Annotated in this window: 18 protein-coding genes; 13 read left to right on the top strand and 5 right to left on the bottom strand. The window is 73.1% G+C overall.

Going from position 1 to position 18298, the window contains the following annotated elements; genetic code table 11:
• The first annotated feature begins 27 nt into the window (after positions 1 to 27).
• From Sfr03f_RS18440 to Sfr03f_RS18415, 6 genes are all read left to right on the top strand, one after another.
• Positions 28 to 672: an HAD family hydrolase gene (locus Sfr03f_RS18440; RefSeq protein ID WP_108954952.1), complete on the top strand. Its 645-nt coding sequence runs from the start codon at positions 28 to 30 to the stop codon at positions 670 to 672.
• A gap of 18 nt (positions 673 to 690) precedes the next feature.
• Entirely contained in the window at positions 691 to 1863 is a 1173-nt protein-coding gene (locus Sfr03f_RS18435; RefSeq protein ID WP_108954951.1) for an acetoin utilization protein AcuC, read from the top strand.
• A gap of 1058 nt (positions 1864 to 2921) precedes the next feature.
• A complete protein-coding gene (locus Sfr03f_RS18430) occupies positions 2922 to 3134 on the top strand; it encodes a helix-turn-helix domain-containing protein (protein WP_159105670.1) in 213 nt (70 codons plus the stop codon).
• A gap of 156 nt (positions 3135 to 3290) precedes the next feature.
• Entirely contained in the window at positions 3291 to 3389 is a 99-nt protein-coding gene (locus Sfr03f_RS18425; RefSeq protein ID WP_003948845.1) for a 30S ribosomal protein bS22, read from the top strand.
• A gap of 317 nt (positions 3390 to 3706) precedes the next feature.
• Complete coding sequence (locus Sfr03f_RS18420; RefSeq protein ID WP_108954949.1) at positions 3707 to 4759, top strand: NAD-dependent epimerase/dehydratase family protein; 1053 nt, start codon at positions 3707 to 3709, stop codon at positions 4757 to 4759.
• A 19-nt stretch (positions 4760 to 4778) separates the two neighbouring features.
• Positions 4779 to 5852 (top strand): lysophospholipid acyltransferase family protein, encoded by a 1074-nt coding sequence (locus Sfr03f_RS18415; RefSeq protein ID WP_108954948.1) that lies wholly within the window; start codon positions 4779 to 4781, stop codon positions 5850 to 5852.
• Positions 5853 to 5961: 109 nt separating this feature from the next.
• On the opposite strand, the gene Sfr03f_RS18410 is transcribed toward Sfr03f_RS18415, so the two are convergent.
• The 4 genes from Sfr03f_RS18410 to Sfr03f_RS18395 all read right to left on the bottom strand — a co-directional run bounded on the left by Sfr03f_RS18410 (position 5962) and on the right by Sfr03f_RS18395 (position 9856).
• Positions 5962 to 7194: a DUF5667 domain-containing protein gene (locus Sfr03f_RS18410; protein ID WP_108954947.1), complete on the bottom strand. Its 1233-nt coding sequence runs from the start codon at positions 7192 to 7194 to the stop codon at positions 5962 to 5964.
• 222 nt (positions 7195 to 7416) lie between these two features.
• Entirely contained in the window at positions 7417 to 8187 is a 771-nt protein-coding gene (locus Sfr03f_RS18405; protein WP_108954946.1) for an ECF subfamily RNA polymerase sigma factor, BldN family, read from the bottom strand.
• Between the two features lie 367 nt (positions 8188 to 8554).
• Positions 8555 to 9469 (bottom strand): HAD family hydrolase, encoded by a 915-nt coding sequence (locus Sfr03f_RS18400; RefSeq protein WP_108954945.1) that lies wholly within the window; start codon positions 9467 to 9469, stop codon positions 8555 to 8557.
• A gap of 141 nt (positions 9470 to 9610) precedes the next feature.
• Complete coding sequence (locus Sfr03f_RS18395; RefSeq protein ID WP_108954944.1) at positions 9611 to 9856, bottom strand: glutaredoxin family protein; 246 nt, start codon at positions 9854 to 9856, stop codon at positions 9611 to 9613.
• 465 nt (positions 9857 to 10321) lie between these two features.
• On the opposite strand from Sfr03f_RS18395, the gene Sfr03f_RS18390 reads away from it, so the two are divergent.
• The 6 genes from Sfr03f_RS18390 (at position 10322) to Sfr03f_RS18365 (ending at position 16779) form a co-directional block, all read left to right on the top strand.
• On the top strand, positions 10322 to 11113 hold the full coding sequence (locus tag Sfr03f_RS18390) for a redox-sensing transcriptional repressor Rex (RefSeq protein WP_108954943.1): 792 nt from the start codon (positions 10322 to 10324) through the stop codon (positions 11111 to 11113).
• The gene (locus Sfr03f_RS18385; protein ID WP_108954942.1) at positions 11110 to 12903 is read left to right on the top strand and encodes a glutamyl-tRNA reductase; all 1794 of its coding nucleotides are present in this window, start codon (positions 11110 to 11112) and stop codon (positions 12901 to 12903) included. Before Sfr03f_RS18390 ends, Sfr03f_RS18385 begins: the two co-directional genes overlap by 4 nt.
• Positions 12900 to 13859, top strand: coding sequence for a hydroxymethylbilane synthase (gene hemC / locus Sfr03f_RS18380; RefSeq protein WP_108954941.1), 960 nt, complete (start codon positions 12900 to 12902; stop codon positions 13857 to 13859). Before Sfr03f_RS18385 ends, hemC begins: the two co-directional genes overlap by 4 nt.
• Positions 13856 to 15544, top strand: a complete 1689-nt coding sequence (locus Sfr03f_RS18375; RefSeq protein WP_108954940.1) for a bifunctional uroporphyrinogen-III C-methyltransferase/uroporphyrinogen-III synthase — start codon at positions 13856 to 13858, stop codon at positions 15542 to 15544. Before hemC ends, Sfr03f_RS18375 begins: the two co-directional genes overlap by 4 nt.
• A gap of 229 nt (positions 15545 to 15773) precedes the next feature.
• Positions 15774 to 16385, top strand: a complete 612-nt coding sequence (locus Sfr03f_RS18370; protein ID WP_108954939.1) for a LysE family translocator — start codon at positions 15774 to 15776, stop codon at positions 16383 to 16385.
• Positions 16386 to 16401: 16 nt separating this feature from the next.
• The gene (locus Sfr03f_RS18365; protein ID WP_108954938.1) at positions 16402 to 16779 is read left to right on the top strand and encodes a VOC family protein; all 378 of its coding nucleotides are present in this window, start codon (positions 16402 to 16404) and stop codon (positions 16777 to 16779) included.
• A 111-nt stretch (positions 16780 to 16890) separates the two neighbouring features.
• Here the strand turns inward: Sfr03f_RS18365 and Sfr03f_RS18360 are convergent, their stop codons facing one another.
• The gene (locus Sfr03f_RS18360; RefSeq protein ID WP_108954937.1) at positions 16891 to 17811 is read right to left on the bottom strand and encodes an NAD(P)-dependent oxidoreductase; all 921 of its coding nucleotides are present in this window, start codon (positions 17809 to 17811) and stop codon (positions 16891 to 16893) included.
• A 51-nt stretch (positions 17812 to 17862) separates the two neighbouring features.
• Here Sfr03f_RS18360 and Sfr03f_RS18355 point away from each other — a divergent pair, with 51 nt between their 5' ends.
• The gene (locus tag Sfr03f_RS18355) at positions 17863 to 18213 is read left to right on the top strand and encodes a winged helix-turn-helix transcriptional regulator (RefSeq protein ID WP_108954936.1); all 351 of its coding nucleotides are present in this window, start codon (positions 17863 to 17865) and stop codon (positions 18211 to 18213) included.
• The last annotated feature ends 85 nt before the right edge of the window (positions 18214 to 18298 follow it).

Below are 18298 nucleotides of genomic sequence, written 5' to 3'. Positions count from 1 at the left end.
CATTTCCGGAGAGTTTAGGGTCTGAGCATGCGCTACGACCTGGTCCTCTTCGACAACGACGGTGTGCTCGTCGACAGTGAGCCGATCTCCAACCGGCTGCTCGCCGGCTACCTCACCGAACTCGGGCACGAGACCTCCTACGAGGACTCCATCCGGGACTACATGGGTTCCGCCATGCACCGCATCCACGACCTGATCCTCGAGCGGACCGGGCAGCGGCTGCCGGAAGGCTTCGACGACGAGTTCCACGCCCGTGTCTTCGCCGCGTTCGAGCGGGAGTTGAAGCCGGTGCCGGGCGTCGCGGACGTGCTGCGGCAACTGTCCGCGGCGGGGGTGCCCTTCTGCGTGGCCTCGTCGGGCAGCCATGAGCGGATCCGGGTGGGTCACCGGAAGACCGGGCTGGACCGGTGGTTCGACGACGCGCGCGTCTTCAGCGCGCAGGACGTCGGCCGGGGAAAGCCGGCGCCCGACCTGTTCCTGCACGCCGCGCGGTCGATGGGGGTCGCGCCGGAACGGTGTGCGGTGGTGGAGGACAGCCCGCTGGGGGTCCAGGCCGGTCTTGCCGCGGGGATGGACGTGTACGGGTTCACGGCGATGACGCCGGCCGACAAGCTGGCGGGCGTCAAGGCGTCGTTCACCACGATGGGGGAGCTGGCGGCTCTGCTGGCCTGAGCGGCTACCGTGGCGTCCATGAGCGGCCGCGCGCAGATGATGTGGGACGAGGCAGTCACGGGTTACGACTTCGGGCGAGGACACCCGATGGACCCGGTCCGCCTGAAGCTGACGCGGCGCCTGGTCGCGGCGCTGGAGCTGGACCGTGCGGTCACCGTGGGCGGCGGCAGGACGGCGGGCGACTCCACACTGCGGCTCGTGCACCGCCAGGACTACATCGAGGCGGTGAGGGCGGCCTCGGCCGACCCGGACGCCGCGGATCCGGCGTACGGGCTGGGCACGGAGGACGACCCGGCGTTCCGCGGGATGCACGAGGTGTCCGCGTTGATCGCCGGGCTGTCGGTGGGCGCGGCGGAGTCGGTGTGGCGGGGGGACGCGCTGCACGCGGTGAACTTCGCCGGCGGACTGCACCACGCGATGCCGGGGGCGGCGTCGGGCTTCTGCGTCTACAACGACGCGGCGCTCGCGATCGCCCGGCTCCTGGAGCTGGGCGCGGAGCGGGTCGCCTACGTGGACGTGGACGTGCACCACGGGGACGGAGTGCAGACGGTGTTCTGGGACGACCCCCGGGTTCTGACGATCTCTCTGCACGAGCACCCGCGCACCCTGTTCCCGCAGACCGGGTGGCCCACGGAGACGGGCGGGCCCGGTGCGGAAGGCACAGCGGTGAACGTGGCGCTGCCGGCGGGGACCGGCGACGCGGGGTGGCTGCGGGCGTTCCACTCGGTGGTGCCGGAGCTGCTGGAGGAGTTCCGGCCGCAGGTGCTGGTCACCCAGCACGGGGCCGACACGCACTTCGAGGACCCGCTGGCGCATCTGGCGGTCTCGCTGGACGCGCAGCACGCGGTGCAGGCGGCCTGTCACGGGCTGGCGCACGCGCATGCGGAAGGCCGGTGGATCGCGCTCGGCGGCGGGGGTTACGAGGTGGTCGACGTGGTGCCGCGGTCGTGGGCACACCTGGTCGCCGTGGCGGCGGGGCGGCCGGTGCCGCCCGAGACGCTGGTACCGGAGGGGTGGCGGCAGGAGGTGTACGCCCTGACCCGTCAGGCGGGGCCGCGGCGGATGACGGACGGGCGGTGGCCGGTGACGTTCCGGGAGTGGGCGGACGGGTACGACCCGGCGGACCGGTTGGACCAGGCGATCCTCGCCACGCGGAAGGCGGTGTTTCCCCTGCGGGGGCTGATGCCGTGATGCTGTGCGGTGACCCCGCGGTGGGCCGGAGGCGACCGGGACCGCGCGGGTGACCCGCTCGCGTCCGGGGGTGTCGCTCACGCGGTGCCGCGGATGCCGTTCACGCGGCCCCCGTTCACGCGGCCCCCGCTCCGACGGGCTCCAGGCGGCCTCTGTCCCGATGGGGCACGCTACCGCCGCTGCCCGCCCTGGGCGGCCGGTCGTGCCGTGCGGTGACGGGTCCTCCAGCGCCTTCTCCCGCCCTCCGGCCGGCCCGGCTGCCCCGGGGGACGACAGGTACCGGGTCGGGTGTGGTCGGGATTTAGTGGGTTCTGGTCGATTGTTGGTGAGCGGGCGGGCAGTATGTGATCGGGGACGATCGTGTCGACTGGACGGTCCGCCTCGTCCCCTGGCCAAGCGGAATCCCCGCCGCAGGCCCCGGCCACCGGGTCGGCCACCGGGGAGCCCTCGCTTCCCCGGAGTGGGGCGCGCGCCCGGTGCGAGTCGCGCTCGGACCGGCCGGCAGGCGGCCACTCGACGTTCCGAGGTGGTGCGCTGCGTCCGATGCAGGGCCGCAGTGTCGACAAAACGACCCGGTTCCGACTACGCATCAGCAACCTCGGCAGTCCCTCGCCCGTCCTCCCGCCGGTGGTGACGGGATTCCGCCGGCGGGGGCGCACCACCGCGTGCCGTGGCCCGCGGCGGGTGCGGGGGCCGGCGTTCCGCGGGGCGGGTGCCGGGCCGGCGGGGAGGCGAGGCTTCCGGGGTCGCCGGGCAGGTCAGTGCGGGTGCGCTGGGGCGAGCGGGCCGGGGCGAACGGGGCGGTGAGGACCGCCGGCGGTGCGGGGGCGCGGATCTCCGCCGGCGTTCCGGCTGGGGTGGGTGTGGGGCCCGGGTGGCGTCCCCCGCTTATCCGTTGCGTGCTCAATCGCGGGTGTCTGTCACGGTAGGCCGGTGATGGCTGCTCCTCTTCCCCACTCGCATCATCCGCCCCTACCTTGGGGAGTGAGCACGCAGCGACGAAGAGTCACCGGAAGGGGAAGCCGGTGGCCGTCGAGTGCGAAGGGTTCAGGTGTGTCATGGCAGCTGGCAGCGAAAGGCCTCTGAACGAGGTTCAGTTCCTTACCGTGGCGGAGGTCGCCTCGGTGATGCGCGTGTCCAAGATGACCGTGTACCGGTTGGTGCACAGCGGTCATCTGCCCGCCATCCGGGTCGGACGGTCGTTCCGCGTCCCGGAGCAAGCGGTTCACGAGTACCTTCGCGAGAGCTACGTGGGGGTGGAGACGGCCTGAGGCGGTCCCTCGCGGCGGTCCCGGGGTTCGCCCCGGCCGTCGCGCAGCCCCCTCGATTACGACCTCATGGCCGGGGGAAGGTAGGCTTTCCCCTCGAAGGTCGTATGGGCCCATGGCGCCCAACGCCGAGTGATGAGAAGTGAGCGAGGGTAAGTCGTGGGCTCTGTTATCAAGAAGCGGCGCAAGCGGATGGCCAAGAAGAAGCACCGCAAGCTGCTCAAGCGCACGCGCGTCCAGCGTCGCAACAAGAAGTAACGCGACGCGGCACACGCCGCGCGAAGCGTGCGTCTGCGGCCCCCCACCGGTTCGGTGGGGGGCCGCGGCCGTTCCCGCGGCGTCCCGCTGCCTCCCACGGCTCCTCCCGGCCCGTCGGGCGCGTGTCGCTCCCGTGTCGCCCCCGCGCCATCTCCGTGGCGCCCGCGGTGGTGCCGTCGGCCGGGCGGGGCACACGTGTGGGAGGCGTGGGCGGAGAGCGGCGGCAGCGTGACGGCCATACCTGCGCAACACGGAGCGGCTAAGTTGTCGCATACCGCCGGGAGGGAGCCCGCGCGGACGACGGGAGGGCGCTGGTCTTGGGCAGGATCGTGCTGGTGACCGGGGCGGCCCGGCGGCTGGGGAGCCACTTCGTGCGCCGGGTGCTCCAGGATGCGGGCGTGGCGCGGGTGGTGGCGGTGGACGCCGTGACGCCGGAGCACGACCTGGGTGAGGCGCTGTTCGTGCGCGCGGACATCCGGCAGCCGGCGATCGGCCGGGTGCTGGCCGAGCACGCCGTCGACACCGTGGTCCATCTCGACGTCACCGGGACGGCGTTGGCCGGCGGTGGACGGTCCTCCGTGAAGGAGACCAACGTCATCGGCACCATGCAGCTGCTGGGCGCCTGCCAGAAGTCGCCGACGCTGCGGCGGCTGGTCGTGAAGTCCAGCACCACGGTCTACGGTTCCGCCTCCCGCGACCCCGCGGTGTTCGGAGAGGCCACGACGCCGAAGGCGCTGCCCAGCGGCGGCTTCGCCAAGGACGCCGTCGAGGTCGAGGGCTACGTGCGGGGCTTCGCGCGGCGGCGGCCGGACGTGGCGGTCTGCGTGCTGCGGTTCGCCAACATCCTCGGACCGGGCGTGGACACCCCGCTCGCCTCCTACTTCCGCCTGCCGGTGCTGCCGACCGTGATCGGCTACGACCCCCGGCTGCAGTTCGTCCACGAGGACGACGTCACCGAGGTCCTGCTGCGGGCCTCGCGGGAGCCCGAGCGGGGGACGCTGAACAGCGGCACCTTCAACATCGCGGGGGACGGCGTCCTGACACTGTCGCAGTGCGCGCGGCGGATGGGACGGCCGACGGCGCCGGTGCTGCTGCCCGCGGTCACCCTGACCGGGTCGCTGCTGCGGACCCTGGGCCTGTCCGACTTCTCCCCCGAGCAGATCCGGCTGCTCACCCACGGCAGGGTCGTCGACACCCACGAGATGCGCGAGATCCTCGGCTTCGAGCCGCGCCACAGCACGGCGGAGACGTTCGCGGACTTCGCCTCGGCCGCCGGGCGCGGGCTCCTGCCGCCCGCCGCGCTCGCCGCGGCCGTCGACCGGATCGCCCGGTACGTGGCGCCGGACACCAGCACCCAGGCCGAGCGGTAGACGGAGGAGCACAGTCACCATGGCGGACGCGAAGGTCATCCCGTTCGACGACGACCGCGCCAGGCGCCGCTCCGCGCCCCGCGGCGCCAGGTCAGGCGACGGCGCCGCGGTCCCGCTGCCGGCCCAGGGCCGCGGCGTGGGGGAGCCGGACCACGAGGGCGCCCCCGGCGACGGCGAGGACGCCCCCCGCGACGGCGCCCCCCACAGCGACGCCCCCCGCGGCGGTGCGGGCGCCCAGGACGCGGCGCACGGCCGCGGGCCGGAGCGGCGCCTGGCGAAAGGGCTGGCGTTCCTGCGGCGGCGGGTCACCGGTGAATACGAGGTCGACGACTTCGGCTACGACGCCGAACTCACCGACGAGGTGCTCATGGCGATGCTGCGCCCGCTGTACGAGAAGTACTTCCGCGTCGAGGTGAAGGGCATCGAGAACATACCCGCCGAGGGCGGGGCGCTGATCGTCGCCAACCACTCCGGGACCATCCCGCTGGACGCCCTGATGATGCAGGTCGCCGTGCACGACAAGCACCCGGCGGGCCGTCACCTGCGGCTGCTCGCCGCCGATCTGGTCTTCACCCTGCCCGTCGTCAACGAGATCGCCCGCAAGCTCGGCCACACGCTGGCCTGCGCGGAGGACGCGGCCGAACTGCTGGGACGGGGCGAACTGGTCGGCGTGATGCCGGAGGGCTTCAAGGGCATCGGCAAGCCGTTCGGCGAGCGGTACAAGCTGCAGCGGTTCGGCCGGGGCGGTTTCGTCTCCACCGCGCTGCGGGCCCGGGCGCCGATCATCCCGTGCTCGGTGGTCGGCGCGGAGGAGACCTACCCGATGGTGGGCAACGCCCGGACGGTGGCCCGTCTGCTGGGGCTGCCGTACTTCCCGCTCACCCCGACCTTCCCCTGGCTGGGGCCGCTGGGCGCGCTGCCGCTGCCCACCAAGTGGACCATCCAGTTCGGGGAGCCGATCCCCACCGACGGGTACGCGCCCGAGGCGGCCGACGACCCCATGCTGATGTTCAACCTGACCGACCAGGTGCGGGAGGAGATCCAGCACACCCTCTACAAGCTGCTGGTCCGGCGGCGGTCGATCTTCTTCTGACAGACCGACAGACCGACAGGCTGACAGACCTACAGATCTTAAGACCGGCAGGACGGCGGAGGGGAAAGGAGGGAGCGCCCGCCGGGCGCCCCCTCCTCACCTCACGACGTCACTCCGCCGAGTCCCCGCCGAGGCCGAGGCCCGGGAGGAGGTCGGGGAGCAGCGGAGGCAGCGTCACCCGGTGGCCGCTGTCCTCCTCGTCCTCCGGCTGGGAGGCCGAGCCCTGGTCCTCCTCGGCCGGCGGCTCGAACAGGCCGCCGGTACCGCCGCCCAGCAGCCCGTCGGTGTCCGAGGACGGGGAGGCCTCGGGCTCGCTCCCGGTGCCGGTGGAGGAACGCCTCTCGTCCTTGTCCTTGCCCGGTGCGGTGGACTCACCGGACGGGGACGAACCGGGGGAACGGGACCCCGCTTCGCGGCCCGGCCGCAGGTCGTCGCCGGGCGAGGGCGCCTCGGGCAGCAGGGGCCGCAGCGGGGCGACGTCCTGCTCCATGGCGTCGAAGACCGACGAGACCTCCTCGCTCACGTCGCCGAGCTGCACGGGAAGCCGGTCGCGCAGCTCGTGCCACGTCCGGCCGTGCCGTTCGGTGAAGGAGGAGAGCGCCCGGATGGGGGCCAGGGAGCCGGGGTCGCGCCGGTAGGCGTCGTGGAGCAGGCGGTGACCCTCGGCGGCGTCCTCGTGCATGCCGGAGAGGGTGCGGCGGATCTCGACCACCAATTCGTGGTCCAGGTGGCCGCCGCGGCCGCGTTCCATCAGCCGCCGGGTCTCCGCGAGACGCCGGGACGCCTGGTCGAGCAGCATCTCGCCGCGCTCCGTGCCGTCGTCGGCGAGACCGAGGCGGAAGTCCTCGATCCCGCGTTTGAGGCCGTAGAGGGAGTCACCGGGGAGGGCGTCGGAACTGGCCGCGGCCACGCCGCCGAAGGCACTGGCCGCCACGCCGACGCTGAGCCCGCCGGCGGCCAGGCCCTTGGTCAGGCGTGAGCGCGGCCGGAGCTTTCCCAGGGCGCTCGCCCGGTGGGCGCCCCGCGCCCGGGGGGACCGCTGGTCGGGAACCTGCGCGGACGCGTCTGTGCCCAGGGCGCCCTCTTGGACCATGGCCTCCATCGCGGCCACCAGTTGGGCGCGCTGGACGACCTTCACCTCGGGGTCGAGCACCGGCTTGGGCAGATCGCCGAGACCCGAGGCGACGGCCAGCATGGCCGCCTGCCCGGTCTCCTCCGCGGCAGCGGGGGTCGGTGCCGCCGATCCCTGTGGCTGCTCGGCCGCCGTGCCCCGGTCGGACAGCTCCTCCAGGGCCTGGGCGAAGGCGTTCGCCCGCCGGTGCGCCGATACGTTCGCGATCACTGGCGGCACCTCCTCTCGTCATGACGGACGACTCCCGGCGTGGACCTCGGGGAGTCCGCAGGGAGCCTGTATCCCGGACAACGAGCGGCTGGGCACTTCGGTTACGGACTTCAGGCGGACTGGCGGTGGAATCAACCGCCTTTCACGTCACGTGAGTTGGCGATCGCGGAGAGTGGCATCCCGAGACGCGGCCGCCGGGGGGCTGCCGCAGGCCGCCCCCGGTCAGCGGGCGTCGTCGGGGAGCAGCCTGGCCAGGGTGCGGACGGCGCGGTACTGCAGCGTCTTGATGGCGCCCTCGTTCTTGCCCATGACCCGGGCCGTCTCGGCGACCGAGAGCCCTTGCAGGAAACGGAGCGTGACGCATTCCTGCTGCTGGGGGTTGAGCCTGCGGACGGCGTCGAGCAGGGCGGCGTTGGACAGGTGCTCCAGGACGGAGTCCTCGGGCGAGCGCTCGACCTCGTTGGCGTCGAGCATCTCGCCGGTGGTCACCTCGAGACGGAAACGGCTGGACTTGAAATGGTCGGCGACCAGGTTGCGCGCGATGGTGACCAGCCACGCGCCGAAGTCCCTGCCCTGCCAGGTGAAGGTGCCGATACGGCGCAGGGCGCGCAGAAAGGTCTCACTGGTGAGGTCCTCGGCGGTGGCCCTGCTGTTCACCCGGTAGTAGATGTAGCGGTAGACGGTGTCGCTGTACTGGTCGTACAGCCGCCCGAAGGCATCGGCCTCGCCTCCCTGGGCGCGTTCGACCAGATCCATCATGCGTGCGCTGTCGCTGTCCGCCGCGGGACGGCGGGCGGGCGCGGCAGCGGTGGCGCCCGCGCGGCCCCTCCGGACGACCGTGCTCGAGCTCTCGGCGAGGGCGTAGCACGGGCCGGCGGGGGCGGCGAAGGCGGGAACGGCGTACGCGGTGGGGACGAAGCCGCGCAACAGCTCCAGGGCCGCTGAGCGGAGCGCAGCCAGGCCCGAGGCGTCAACCCCGACGTGTGGGTACACGGGACTCCCAGAGGCAGAGCTTCCATCACGTGCAGTGCGGAACCGTTCACCCGTCGTGGCGACGGAGGGGTACCGGATTGCGTCTGAGGAGAATAACGCTTCGTGCAGGGGCCGCTACGCCGAGTTGCCTAAATCATCGATTACGTCGCTTCCGTGGCCGCTTCAGGGCGATTTCGATGACAGGTGGAGATCGTTTGGCGATCACATCCGGCCACTTCCCGGGCATCCGGTGTCCGGCTCCGGCCGATGTGAGCGGAGCGTCAGGTCTGCGGCGGGCGCGCACGACGACGCCCGACGGCGTCGCCGGCCGGTGCGGGCCGGGCGCCGTCGGGCGTCGGACGGGCTGGGTGAGGGGAGAAAAGGCCGGTCAGACCAGGCGTCGGCGGCGGTGCAGGGCCAGCGCGGCGGCGGTGCCGCCCGCGACCGCGCCGACTCCGGCAGCCGCGGGGATGCCCACCATCGCGGCCTTGCGGCCGGTGCGGTAGTCACGCAGTCGCCATTCCCGTTCGCGTGCGTATTTGCGCAGCCGCGGGTCGGGATTGACCGCATAGGGGTGGCCGACCAGCGAGAGCATCGGGACGTCGTTGTACGAGTCGCTGTAGGCGGCACAGCGCGTCAGGTCCAGGCCCTCGGCGGCGGCGAGGGCGCGGATCGCCTCGGCCTTGGCGGGCCCGTGCAGGGGCTCGCCGACCAGACGGCCGGTGTAGACGCCGTCGACGGACTCGGCGACGGTCCCCAGGGCGCCGGTCAGGCCGAGCCGGCGGGCGATGGTCTGGGCGATCTCCACCGGGGCGGCCGTCACCAGCCACACCTTCTGGCCGGCGTCGAGGTGCGCCTGGGCCAGGGCACGGGTGCCGCTCCAGATGCGGCCGGCCACGTACTCGTCGTAGATGTCGTCGCCGATCAGCTCGAGCTCCTCGACGCGGTGCCCCTTCACGATGGACAGGGCGGCGTCGCTGGCCTCCTGCATGTGGGCGGGGTCCTCGATGCCGGCCAGCCGGAAGTAGGCCTGCTGCCAGGCGAACCGGACCAGCTCCCGGGTGTCGAAGAACTTTCGCTTGTACAGGCCCCGCCCGAAGTGGAACAGGGCCGCGCCCTGCATGACCGTGTTGTCCAGGTCGAAGAAGGCGGCGGCGCTGGTGTCGCCGAGGACCGGGAAGCGCTCCTCCTGCTCGAGCGCGCCGGAGGACTTGCGGGCGGCCTCCGCCGCGGCCTCGCCGGCCAGGACACTGCGCGCCGTGGCGAAGCGCTTTCGGGGGAGGAGCCATCCAAGAGCGGCCATGCGGTGAGCATATCCAGATCGTGGGAGGGGTCAGCGGCGGTGAGGTTGTCGTCCTGTGAACACCGCGGGACCTCCCCGGCACGCCGGCGGCGGGACCGCCGCCGGCGTCCCGGACGCGCGGCCCGCCGCGGTGGCGGCGGCTCAGGCCAGGGCGGCGCGCAGGCGGGACTCGTCCACCCGCCAGAAGGTGTGCTGCCGCCCGTCGATCAGGACCACCGGGATCTGCTCCCAGTAGGCACGGTGGAGTTCCTCGTCCTGGGTGATGTCCTTCTGCTCCCAGCGCACGCCGAGTTCGCCGCAGACCTTGGACACCACCTTCTCCGCGTCCTCGCAGAGATGGCACCCGGGCTTGCCGATCAATGTCACCAGACCACTCATGTCCGCCATTGTCCCGCGCCCGGAAGCGGTGACGCGCAGGCGTCGGCGGCGGGCGGACGGTGACGAGGTCGTGATCGTCTTCACGAACGCGGCCCCTTACCGGCAGTCACGTGCGCCCCAGGGAGGAGAGATAGCTCTCACCGGACCCCGGAATCAGGGGCTGACCTGGGGTTTCGCCGGATGTGACGGTTCGGTGGAACCGGCCGTGTCGCTTAGGATTTGACCGCGAATTTGCTTGCGGGGGCGTGCATCGAACGAGGAGCGTGTGCAGCTTTGTCCCCGACGAGTGAGGGAGCCGGACGCCTGTCCGCCGGTTCCGCGCGCGTGCGTGAACACCGCGTGACCCCGGTCACGTCGGTGGGGCAAAACGGACACCATCTTTGTGCACACGTTCACAAAGACATAGCCTGCATCCGACGAGGCGGTCCGGGGACGTGTGGCCGCCCCCAGCCCCGCTCTACCCGCAGGAGCATCGTGGCAACTGGCCGAACTCACCGACCGGCGACCCGCAGCCGAGGGATTCCCGAGGCCACCGTCGCCCGGCTTCCGCTGTACCTCCGCGCGCTGACCGCTCTGTCGGAGCGCTCCGTGCCGACCGTCTCCTCCGAGGAGCTCGCGGCCGCCGCCGGGGTCAACTCCGCGAAGCTGCGCAAGGACTTCTCGTACCTGGGCTCCTACGGCACCCGCGGCGTCGGCTACGACGTCGAGTACCTCGTCTACCAGATCTCCCGCGAGCTCGGTCTGACCCAGGACTGGCCCGTGGTCATCGTCGGCATCGGCAACCTGGGTGCGGCGCTCGCCAACTACGGCGGCTTCGCCTCCCGCGGCTTCCGGGTCGCGGCGCTGATCGACGCCGACCCGGCGATGACCGGCAAGCCGGTCGCCGGCATCCCCGTGCAGCACGCCGACGCACTCGAGGACATCGTCCGCGACAACGGCGTCTCCATCGGCGTCATCGCCACCCCGGCCGGCGCGGCCCAGCAGGTCTGCGACCGCCTCGTCGGGGCGGGTGTGACGTCCATCCTGAACTTCGCGCCGACCATGCTGACCGTTCCGGACGGCGTGGACGTGCGCAAGGTCGACCTCTCCATCGAGCTGCAGATCCTCGCCTTCCACGAGCAGCGCAAGGCCGGCGAGGACGCCGCCGCCGACTCCGGCATGCCGGCGCCGGCCGCCGTCAAGGGCGCGGCCGCGGCCGCCGCCGCGATGGACGAGGCCGACCCGAAGGGCACCGACGGGGAAGCCCCCGCCGTGATGCCGGCATGAGTCTGCTCGTCGTCGGGCTGAGCCACCGCAGCGCTCCGGTCAGCGCGCTGGAGCGCGCCGCGCTGGGCGCGGAGGCGAAGACCAAGCTGCTCCAGGACACGGTGGCCGCCGAACCGGCCGCCGAGGCCGCGGTGCTGGCCACCTGCAACCGCATCGAGCTCTACGCCGACGTGGACAAGTTCCACGCCGGTGTCGCCGAGCTGTCCACGCTCCTGGCCCGGCACAGCGGGGTCGGCCTGGACGAGCTCACTCCTTATCTTTATGTGCACTACGAGGACCGCGCCGTGCACCACCTGTACTCGGTGGCGTGCGGGCTGGACTCGATGGTCGTGGGCGAGGGCCAGATCCTCGCGCAGATCAAGGACGCCCTGGCCCAGGCGCAGGAGCTGCACACCGCCGGCCGGCTGCTCAACGACCTGTTCCAGCAGGCGCTGCGGGTCGGCAAGCGCGCCCACTCCGAGACCGGCATCGACCGGGCCGGCCAGTCCCTGGTCACCTTCGGCCTGGAGCAGCTAGCGGACGGCGCCGAGGTGCCGTCCTGGCTGGACGGCAAGCGGGCGCTGGTGATCGGCGCCGGTTCGATGTCCTCGCTGGCCGCCGCCACGCTGGCGCGCGGCGGGGTCGCCGAGATCGTGGTCGCCAACCGCACCGTCGAGCGGGCCGAGCGGCTGGCGGAGATCCTCACCGCGGGCGGCGAGACCCCGGTCCGCGCCCGCGCGGTCACCATGGACGCCGTCGCCGGGGAGCTCGCCCGGGCCGACATCGCCGTGTCCTGCACCGGCGCCACCGGCCTGGTGCTCACCGCCCAGCAGGTGGCCGCCGCGGTCGAGGGCCGGGTCCGCCCGGCCGGTGCGACCGGCGCGACCGCGGGCGGCGACCCGCGGACGGCGGAGACCCCCGGCGCCCGCGGCGGCCGGGACACCGACGGCTGCCCCGTCACCCTCGGCTCCGCCACGCCGGCCGACCTGACCGAACTGCCGCAGGGCGCGCCCGACACGGCCTTCCCCGCCTCCGGCGAGGCCGCCGTGGCCGGGATGGACGCCGCCACGCTGGAGCAGCACGGCGCCTGGGTGGACCGCGGCGACGCGGAGCGCCTGGAGGCCGCCCGCACCGGCCAGGACGTGCGCCCCGAGCCCGACCCCGAGCTGGTCACCGCCCTGGCCGCGACCGCGGCCGCCGTGGGCCGGATCCCCGAGCGCCGACGCCCGGAGGCCGTGGAGACGATCCGCCCCGAGCCGGTCCTGTCCGTCCTCGACCTGGCGATGCCGCGCGACGTGGACTCCGCCGTGCACCGGCTCGCCGGGGTGCGGCTGGTGGACATCGAGTCGCTGGCCGACGCCTCCGCGGACGCGCCGATGGCCGCCGACGTGGGCCAGGTGCGGCGGATCGTCGCCGACGAGGTCGCCGCGTTCGGCGCCGCCCAGCGCGCCGCGACCATCACGCCGACCGTGGTGGCCCTGCGCTCCATGGCCGCCGAGGTGGTGGCGGGCGAGATCGCCCGGCTCGAGGGCCGGCTTCCCGACCTCGACGCCAAGCAGCGCCAGGAGATCACCCAGACCGTCCGGCGTGTGGTGGACAAGCTGCTGCACGCGCCGACCGTGCGGGTGAAGCAGCTGGCCGCGGAGCCCGGCGGCGCCGGGTACGCGGACGCGCTGCGCACCCTGTTCGACCTCGATCCGGAGACGGTGGCGTCCGTCTCCCGGGCCGACAAGGCCGCCGGCCGCAGCGCCGACGACGCCCTCCAGAACACCCTGATCGACGCCAACGCCAAGAACCGAGGGCGAGCATGACAGAGAAGGCTTTGAGGCTCGGCACCCGGCGGAGCAAGCTCGCCATGGCCCAGTCCGGGCACGTGGCGGAGGCGGTGGGCCGGGTCACCGGCAGGCCCGTCGAGCTCGTCGAGATCACCACGCACGGCGACGTCTCGCGCGAGCACCTGACGCAGATCGGCGGCACCGGAGTGTTCGTCGCCGCCCTGCGCGAGGCGCTGCTGCGCGGTGAGGTGGACTTCGCCGTCCACTCGCTGAAGGACCTCCCGACCCAGCCGGCCGACGGCCTCACGCTGGCCGCGATACCGGTCCGCGAGGACCCGCGTGACGCGCTGGTCGCGGCCGGCGGCGCCAAGCTGGCCGACCTGCGGCCGGGCGCCCGCGTCGGCACCGGTTCGCCCCGCCGGCAGGCGCAGCTCAACGCGTACGCGCGGGCCAACGGGCTGCGGCTGGAGACGGTGCCGATCCGGGGCAACGTCGACACCCGGATCGGGTTCGTGGAGAGCGGGGAGCTCGACGCCGTCGTGCTCGCCGCCGCGGGCCTGAACAGGATCGGCCGCGCGGACGAGGTCACCGACTTCCTGTCGGTCGACACCGTTCTGCCGGCTCCCGGCCAGGGGGCCCTGGCCGTGGAATGCGCTGCGCAGGACGCGCAGCTGATCGCCGCGCTCGCGCGGCTCGACGACCCGCTCACGCGGGCCGCCGTGACCGCCGAGCGATCCCTGCTCGCCGCCCTGGAGGCCGGTTGCAGCGCACCCGTGGGTGCCCTGGCCGACCTTCTGGGGGACGGGCAGATTGTCAAGGAAATGCGCCTGCGGGCCGTCGTCGGCACGACCGACGGCTCCCGGACGGTGCAGATGTCCACCACCGGTCCCGTCCCCCGGACGCACGAGCAGGCGATGGCGCTCGGCCGCGAACTCGCCGCCGAGATGCTTGCCCGGGGCGCGGCCGGTCTGATGGGGGAGCGAGCACAGTGAGCCCCACCACCCTTCCCGCGGTTCCCGATCAGGGGCACGTCACCTTCCTGGGTGCCGGTCCCGGCGATCCGGGGCTGCTCACGCTGCGCGCCGTCGAGGCGCTGGCGAACGCGGACGTCCTCGTCGGCGAACCCGACGTGCTGGACGTGGTGCGCACACACGCCAGGCCGGGCGCCGTCCTGGAGAGCACCGGCGCGGACACGGACACGCCGCAGCTCACGGTGGTTGACGGCACGTCAACAACCGTTGCCGTTCCGGCGGAACGTGATGCCGTCCATCTTGTCATGGCGGCCGTACGCTCCGGCAGGCGGGTGGTGCGTGCCGTCACGGGCGACCCCGGCCTCGACTCCGACGCGGCGCGCGAGATGCTCGCCTGCGCCGCCGAGGGCGTGCGGTTCGAGGTGGTGCCCGGCATCGCCTCCGCCGTCGGCGTGCCCGCCTACGCCGGTGTCCCGCTGCGCGACGCGGACGGCGCGGACGTGCGGTTCGTCGACGCCCGCACGGCCAGCGCCCGCTGCTGGACCGAGCTCGGCGCCTCCGACGGCACCGTGGTCGTCTCCACCACGCTGGACGGCGTCGCGGCGACGGCGGCCGAGCTGGTCTCGGCCGGCCGCAAGCCGGACACCCCGCTCACCGTGACGGTGGCCGGCACCACGACCCGCCAGCGCAGCTGGACGGCGACGCTGGGCACCATCGCCCAGGTCTTCAAGCAGGGCAAGGTCCTGCCCTCGGCCGAGGGCGGCCGGGCCGTCATAGCCGTGGTCGGCGAGCGCGCCGCCGCGGGCGACCGGCGCGACCAGCTCTCCTGGTTCGAGTCCAAGCCGCTGTTCGGCTGGAAGGTCCTGGTGCCGCGCACCAAGGAGCAGGCGGTCTCGCTCTCCGACCAGCTCCGTTCCTACGGCGCGGTGCCGCACGAGGTGCCGACCATCGCCGTGGAGCCGCCGCGCACCCCGCAGCAGATGGAGCGCGCGGTCAAGGGCCTGGTCACCGGCCGCTACGAGTGGATCGCCTTCACCTCGGTCAACGCCGTCAAGGCGGTCCGGGAGAAGTTCGAGGAGTACGGCCTGGACGCGCGCGCCTTCGCGGGCATCAAGGTCGCGGCCGTGGGGGAGCAGACCGCCAAGGCGCTGATCGCCTTCGGCGTGAAGCCGGACCTGGTGCCCAGCGGCGAGCAGTCGGCCGCGGGTCTGCTGGAGGACTGGCCGCCGTACGACCCGGTCTTCGACCCGATCGACCGTGTCTTCCTGCCGCGCGCCGACATCGCCACGGAGACGCTGGTCGCCGGGCTGATCGAGCTGGGCTGGGAGGTCGACGACGTCACGGCGTACCGCACCGTGCGCGCCTCGCCGCCTCCGGCGGAGACCCGTGAGGCGATCAAGGGCGGCGGCTTCGACGCGGTGCTCTTCACCTCGTCGTCGACGGTGCGGAACCTGGTCGGCATCGCCGGCAAGCCGCACAACGTCACGGTGATCGCCTGTATCGGCCCGGCCACCGCCAAGACGGCGGAGGAGCACGGCCTGCGGGTCGACGTGATGGCCCCGGAGCCGTCGGTGACCAAGCTGGCGGCCGCGCTCGCCGAGTTCGGCGCGAAGCGGCGTGAGGCCGCGCTGGCGGCGGGCGACCCGGTCACCCGGCCGTCCGAGCGGCGTCCCGGCGCGCGGCGCCGCCGGGCGACGACCAGCTGACGGCACGTCCGTCACGCCATGCCCCCGCACCCGGGTCCCGGGTGCGGGGGCGCGGTGCTTCCCCGCCCCCGCCTTCCCGCTCGCGGGGGCGGCACTCCCTCGTTCGGGACGGTGTCGTCCGGAGGGCCGGGAGCCCCGAGGGCCCGGGGGGCCTGGGGGTTCGCCGTAGTCTTCTCGCGTTCCGTGACCGTTCCCGGCCGTGCGCGGCCGTCTTCTCCGGAGGTGCCTGGTGGCCGAGGTGCTGGCCGTGGCCGTCATCACCGTGCTCGCGGTGATCAGCCCGGGCGCCGACTTCGCCATGATCGTCCGCAACAGCTACCTGTACGGGCGGACGGCGGGCCTGCTCGCCGCGCTGGGGATCAGCCTGGGCGTCCTGGTCCACGTCTCCTACACCATGCTGGGCGTCGGGCTGCTGCTCGCCGGGACGCCGGCGCTGTTCACCGTGGTGCGCATCGCCGGCGCCTGCTACCTGGTGTGGATCGGCTGGAAGACCTTCCGCTCCCGCGTCGAGGTCGACACCTCCGGCGAGGTGGGTGAGCCGCTGTCGCACGGCGCGGCCCTGCGGACCGGGTTCCTCACCAACGCGCTCAACCCGAAGACCATGCTGTTCATCGTCTCCACCTGGACGCAGGTGGTGCACGCGGACACCCCGCTGCTGCGGCAGGCGGGCTACGGCCTGTTCATCTCGGTCGCCCACCTGGTGTGGTTCTCGCTGGTCGCCGGCGTGCTGTCGGCGCCTGCGCTGCGCACGCGGCTGCTGCGGCGGCAGGTCCCGCTGAACCGGACCATCGGCGCCGTTCTCGTCGCCCTCGGCATTTCGCTCGCCTTCACCTCGGCCTGATACCTAGGCTCGGCGCATGATCGCGACCCTGCAGTGCTTCGTCATCGACTGCCCGCAACCGCGTGAACTCGCGGCCTTCTACCAGGAGCTGCTCGGCGGGGAGGTGGACCGCAAGGACCCCCGCTGGTCCACCGACCAGGCGTGGTCCACCCTGCACACGCCGGGCGGTCCCGTCCTCGCGTTCCAGCAGGCCCCCGACCTCCGGCCGCCCGCGTGGCCCGATCCGTCCCGCCCGCAGCAGTACCACCTCGACCTCGGCGTCCCCGACCTGGACGCCGCCGAGGCGAAGGTCCTGGAGCTGGGCGGCACGCTGCTCGAGGCGGGCGACCCGGGGCGCGGCTGGCGGGTGTACGCGGACCCGGTGGGGCACCCGTTCTGCCTGGTGCGTGAGTGACGGCCGGACCGCCACGGGGCGCCGGACCACGGGGCGCCTGCCGCGGAGCGCAACCCCGACCCCGACCCCGACCCCGGGCCTCCGGGCCCGGGGCCTGGGCCGCAGCCGCTCCTACCCGCGAAGCGGCGGCGTCGACGAGGCTGTGCCACGTTCGAGGATCTCGACGGTGCGGCTGAAGCCGTCCGCGCCGTGCCCGAGACCGACGGACCGGCGGGCCGTGCCCTCGGCGGCGCGCATCACCCCTGCCTCGATGCCGTGGGCCTCGGAGGTCTGGACGACGTGGGCCATGGACGAGACGGCCGAGGTGAGCGGGTTGCCCTCGCCGGGAAAGCTGCCCTTCTCGACGTCTTCGGCCACCTGCTCGAAGATCCCGGGCAGGATCGCGGCGATGCCCTGGGCGAACGGTGCCAGTTCCCGCGCGCCAACGCCTTCCGCGCGCGCCACCGCCAGAGCGTGGGCGTAACCCGCCATGGCGGTCCAGAAGGTGTCGAGCAGGGCGATGTCGTACGCGGCCGCCCGGCCGATCTCTTCGCCGAGGTGGGTGTGGGTCCCGCCCAGCGCGTCCAGCACGGGCTTGTGCTCCTGGTACAGCTCCGCGGGGCCGCTGTGGAGGAACACGGCGGCGGGTGTCCCGATGGTGGTGGTCGGCGTCATGATCGCACCGTCCAGGTAGCGGATGCCGTGCGCGGCGGCCCAGCCGGCGGTGCGCCGTGCCCGGACCGGGGTGTCGGCGCTCAGGTTGACGACCGTGCGCCCCCTGAGACCTTCGGTCACCGCGCCGTGGCGCAGGACGGAGTCCACCGCGTCGTAGTCGACCACGCAGATGACGGTCGTCCCGCTTGCGCGGACCGCCTCCTCCGCGGAGGAGGCGCTGACCGCTCCCCGTGCGACCAGCTCGTGGTCCTTGCCGGGTGTGCGGTTCCAGACGGTGGTCCGCACCCCCGCGTCGAGGAAGGCGCCGGCCAGGGACCGGCCCATCGGCCCCAGGCCGAGCACGGTGACGGCAGACTTCGCGGAGTTCCTGATGTGCATGGAGATGCTTCACTCCCTTGTAGGTGACCGTGAGAGACGGGAGACGTGGTGATGACACGCAGTCGTGCGCAGGACCTGAACGTGTGTGGAGTGACCGCAGCCATCGCTGTGGTCGACGGCAAGTGGAAGACCGCCCTGCTCTGGCTGCTGGAGTCCGGACCGCACCGGCCCGGCGAACTGCGCCGGCGGTTGCCGGGACTCAGCGAGAAGGTGCTGACCCAGGCTCTGCGTGAGATGGAGACGGACGGACTGGTGCACCGGGAAGTGCACGACGTGCTGCCGCTGAAGACCGAGTACTCCCTGACCGGCTTCGGACGAGACCTCTCCGAGGCGCTCGCTCCCCTTTCCGAGTGGGGGCACCACCGTCTGCAGAGGCTCGCCGAAGCGACAACGGCTTCCTGATCCCGGCCACCCCCGTCCCGCGTCCGTGCCGCACTCCGACCGCCCCCTGAAGAAGGCTGCCCGCACCGGTGCGCGCTGCCAAGTA

This window comes from Streptomyces fragilis, assembly GCF_003112515.1.
Lineage (GTDB): Bacteria > Actinomycetota > Actinomycetes > Streptomycetales > Streptomycetaceae > Streptomyces > Streptomyces fragilis.
This window is presented reverse-complemented; position numbering and strand designations above follow the sequence as displayed.